The sequence below is a fragment of the bacterium genome (genome assembly GCA_040757115.1).
In the GTDB taxonomy this organism is placed as follows: domain Bacteria; phylum UBA9089; class CG2-30-40-21; order CG2-30-40-21; family SBAY01; genus JBFLXS01.
Window position 1 is genome coordinate 1 of sequence record JBFLYA010000355.1, and the last position, 2,952, is coordinate 2,952.

3 protein-coding genes are annotated in these 2,952 nt (G+C 30.2%); all 3 read right to left on the reverse strand.

Going from position 1 to position 2,952, the window contains the following annotated elements:
- Positions 1-106: 106 nt before the first annotated feature.
- On the reverse strand, positions 107-1,171 hold the full coding sequence (fni, locus tag AB1422_18530; protein MEW6621297.1) for a type 2 isopentenyl-diphosphate Delta-isomerase: 1,065 nt from the start codon (positions 1,169-1,171) through the stop codon (positions 107-109).
- Between the two features lie 346 nt (positions 1,172-1,517).
- Entirely contained in the window at positions 1,518-2,471 is a 954-nt protein-coding gene (locus AB1422_18535; GenBank protein ID MEW6621298.1) for a squalene/phytoene synthase family protein, read from the reverse strand.
- 158 nt (positions 2,472-2,629) lie between these two features.
- Positions 2,630-2,952, reverse strand: a 323-nt coding sequence (locus AB1422_18540) for a hypothetical protein (GenBank protein ID MEW6621299.1), incomplete at its 5' end; no start/stop codon positions are given.

Here is a 2,952-nt window from a genome sequence, read left to right on the forward strand (position 1 = left end):
CGTTCTTCGTCCGTTAATTCAACTATATACTTTTTTTCATTTTGGTTCCTCCTTGCCTCAAGAGTTTATATTATTATCGGCAAGAATGACCAAAATCTTAATCAAATCATTGGCGACAGAGCACTAGATGAGGAGTAGCCTGTAATTCTTTTATATTTTTAGCACCGATACAAAACATAACTGTTTTTAATTCCTCTATCCATTGCTTTATAATAATAGTTATATCTGCAGGTGATTTAGTTGCTGAATGAAGTAATGGTAAACCAATTCCCACAATATCAGCACCCATAGCGATTGCCTTTGCAATATCAATCCCTGTTTTAATACCTCCTGATGCAATTATAGTTAATTTTGTATTCTTTCGGTTTTTTGTATTAATTACTTCTTGGACCATTCGGAGCGATATTGCTGTAGGAATTCCCCATTTTGTAAAAAGATATTCTCCATCTCTTAATTTTTTAGGACAGACCCGTAATTGCTCAATAAGAGCCCAACATGTACCACCAGATCCACTTATATCAATTCCTGCTACCCCTATTTCTTGTAGTTTTTTAGCTACATCATATGAAATTCCACAACCAACCTCTTTTATTATTACAGGTACATTTAATTCCCTAACAAGTTTTTCTATTTTGGATACCAGTCCTTTGAAATTTACATTACCCCCTTTTTGGAGAGCTTCTTGAAGAGGATTTAGATGTAAAAATAAAGCATCAGCTTCTATCATTTCTATAGCTTGTTGACATTCCTTTAATCCATAACCATAGTTTAATTGAACTGCACCAAGATTAGCAAATAAAAGAATATCTGGGGACACATCCCTTACCTTAAATAAATAGGATAAGTTGGGATTTTCTCTACCTATCCGTTGAGAACCTATTCCCATAGAAATATTTAAACTCTGAGCTACTTGAGCTAAGTTTTTATTGATCTTACTACTAAATGAAGTCCCACCTATCATAGAGGATATGAGTAAGGGGCTATTGAGTTTCTTCCCAAATAATCTTGTTGACACGTCAATCTCATCTCTATTAATTTCTGGAAGTGCCTGATGAATAAATTGATATCTTTCAAACTCATTAGTAAGATCTTTAAAATTCACATTTTCCTCTAAGCAGATTTTGAGTTGTTCTTCTTTTCTTCTATAGTGATATAAATAATTCAGAATTATTCCTCCTTAAACTAATTTATGATTAGACTTCTGCAAAATAGCACTTTTTTGTCATTCCGCACTTGATGCAGAATCTAGAAGTCATTTATTTCCAATGGATTCCCGCTTTCGTGGGAATGACAAATGAAGTGAAAATTCTCATTTTACAGAACTCTTTAATTTATGATTCTTAAATTAGTTTTCCTAAGATTTTGAGTGATGTCTGGAATTAGCTTTAAAGAAGTGATTAGTTCCTTGGAATATAAACTCTTCGCTTTATGAGTAGTTTAGCAACGCTAACGTTTCGTACTCAAAGAATTTAGTTTATCATTTAAGTTAAACTCGGACACCACCAGATTTTGAAATTCTAATGTTTAAATATACTCAAATTTCTAAAGGAAAATTGAATGTGTTCTATCAAAACTTTGAGAAGACCTAAGAATAAATAGAGTATAAAGAACATCTTTTCTAAATTTGTTTTATTACTTTTTAGTGGAAGATAAAATTTATTTTTCTTAATCCTTTTTAAAATAAATTCATATTTGGCAAAAAGTGCAACGACTGCTAATTTATACCTCAAAGATGGAACAGTTTTTAAATTTTGTTTTTCTATCAAAAAGTAATCTTCTGCAAATTTTACTTTCTCTTGCACCCATTGTCTAAAAGATGGAGTGTTAATATAATTTAACTCTATCTTATAATCTCCAATGTCTTCGACAGGTATATTAATCCATCCTTGATATAAATCTTCAATAAAATCTCTAAGGATGTGAATTTGTTTACAAGCTATACCACCATAAGGTTTAGAGGAAAGGGAATAATTTCCCTTAGGTTTACAAAAAAATAAAAAAGTATTAAGGTATGAGGTGACTTCTATTTCTATAAATTTATAAAGTTCCTTTTTCTGGGGAATTAAATTTTCTCTCTGTATATCATATTCTATAGCAGAGAACATTCCCAATATATGATTTTTTAATCTTAGTCCATTTTGTAAATCAAACAGAGCTAAATAATAAATGTACTTTTCTTCCTCTATCAGATATTTTTCTTTTAGTTCTTTATCCGCATAAGTTTTTAAAAGAATCTCTCGCTGGGAGTTTATAAAGTAAATTTTCTCTTCATAACTTCGGTTTGGTAAATCAGCTATATCATCAACCCATCGAAAGTAAAAGTACCAAAGGAAAAAGTATTCTTTACATCCTCTATTGAAAAATAGTTGAGCCAAAATATATATGTATGGATGTTTCTCTTTTGTCCTTTTTTTGGCAGTGAGGAGTATTTTATGTAGCTCCTCTTTTATTTGATTATATTGAGTAAACATTTCCACTTATTTCCATATGATTCAAAATAATTAACAATCTTTTATAACCTAATTCAATCCACTTTAATATTTATGAGTCTAATTCACTTTGATAAAAGCACAGCACGACTCTAGAAAAGTTAGCACTTACAATATAAAAAGATATTCTAAATACCTTGTCATACTCCAAGAGATAAACTATTTTTTGTTTTATCCCAATATAAAAATGCCTTTTGATAAAGTGTTTTTGCAAGGCTGATAAGTAATCTTAAGGGTTGAATCAAGAGGAAATTGTCAATATTATTTAATACACATTCACTTTCTTTCTGCAAATCTGGATGAATAAAACTATTAAATATTCTAACAACAACATCGCTTTCTAATATAGTCCTGATAATCTCATCACTCTGTTGTGTTTTTCTCGCTTGTATAAATCTCTTCTTCAAATTAATAGCCCGTTCAATAAGAGTATCTATGGGTAAATTAATATCTTGTTCACTAT